1 protein-coding gene and 1 pseudogene are annotated in these 1118 nt (G+C 69.9%); both read left to right on the top strand.

Annotation, left to right across the window (positions count from 1 at the left end):
* Positions 1-288, top strand: a pseudogene (locus tag KBX34_RS33095) (glucose-6-phosphate isomerase); the annotation flags it as partial.
* Between the two features lie 99 nt (positions 289-387).
* Positions 388-1118 (top strand): glucose-6-phosphate dehydrogenase (locus tag KBX34_RS33090; protein ID WP_210928995.1); only part of this gene is annotated, 731 nt, incomplete at its 3' end.

The raw sequence follows: 1118 nt of genomic DNA, 5'->3' as shown, positions 1-1118 counted from the left end.
GGCCGGCCGGTCACCTTCGGTTGGGGACCGCGATTCCTGCACTCGACGGGTCAGTACCACAAGGGCGGCCCGCAGGTGGGCAGCTACCTCCAGGTGACCGGCGCGGTCGCGGAGGACCTGGCGGTGCCGGGCAAGCCGTACACCTTCGGTGAGTTGCAGGCGGCGCAGGCTGCCGGGGACCGGCAGGCGCTCGCCGGCCGGGAGCGCCCGGTGCTGCGGCTGCATCTGACCGACCGTGCCGCCGGTGTCGCCCAACTGCTCGACGCGGCCGGTGATCTGCGGGCGTGAGGATGGACGACGTGACTGAGGCGGAAGCGAGGGGGCGCCGTGAGCGCGAGGAGTGAGCCGGGTTTGCGAGCCCCGCAGTCGCGAACCGACGATGGTTCGGTGAACCCGCTGCGCGACCCGCAGGACCGCCGGTTGCCCCGGATCCCGGAGCCCTGCGCTCTGGTGATCTTCGGGGTGACCGGCGACCTGGCCCGCAAGAAGCTGCTCCCTGCCGTCTACGACCTGGCCAACCGAGGGCTGTTGCCGCCGGGTTTCGTAGTGCTCGGTTTCGCGCGCCGCGACTGGGGAGACGGCGACTTCGAGACGCTGGCCTGCGAGGCCGCCCGCAAGCACGCTCGTACTCCGTGGCGGGACGAGGTGTGGGCACGGCTGGCCGGCAACATCAAGTTCGTCGGTGGGTCGTTCGACGACGACGCGGCCTTCGACCAGCTCGCCTCGACGCTGGACGACCTGCGCCAGACCCACGGCATCACCGGCAACGCGGCGTTCTACTTCTCCATCCCCCCGGCCGCGTTCCCCGTCGTGCTCAAGCAGCTGGCCCGCACCGGGATGGCCGACAACGAGAAGTCCGGCGGTTGGCGTCGGGTCGTCGTGGAGAAGCCGTTCGGCAACGACCTGCCGTCGGCGAAGTCGCTCAACGACCTCGTCGACGACGTGTTCACCCGGGAGGACGTCTTCCGGATCGACCACTACCTGGGCAAGGAGACGGTCCAGAACATCCTGGCCCTGCGGTTCGCCAACAACCTGTTCGAGCCCCTGTGGAACTCCAAGTACGTCGACTCGGTGCAGATCACCATGGCCGAGGATGTCGGGATCGGCACCCGCGCCGG

It is taken from the genome of Micromonospora sp. M61, from assembly GCF_018070245.1.
GTDB lineage: Bacteria > Actinomycetota > Actinomycetes > Mycobacteriales > Micromonosporaceae > Micromonospora > Micromonospora zamorensis.
Note: the sequence above shows the minus strand (reverse complement) of the source record. Positions and strands in the feature narration are given on the sequence as shown.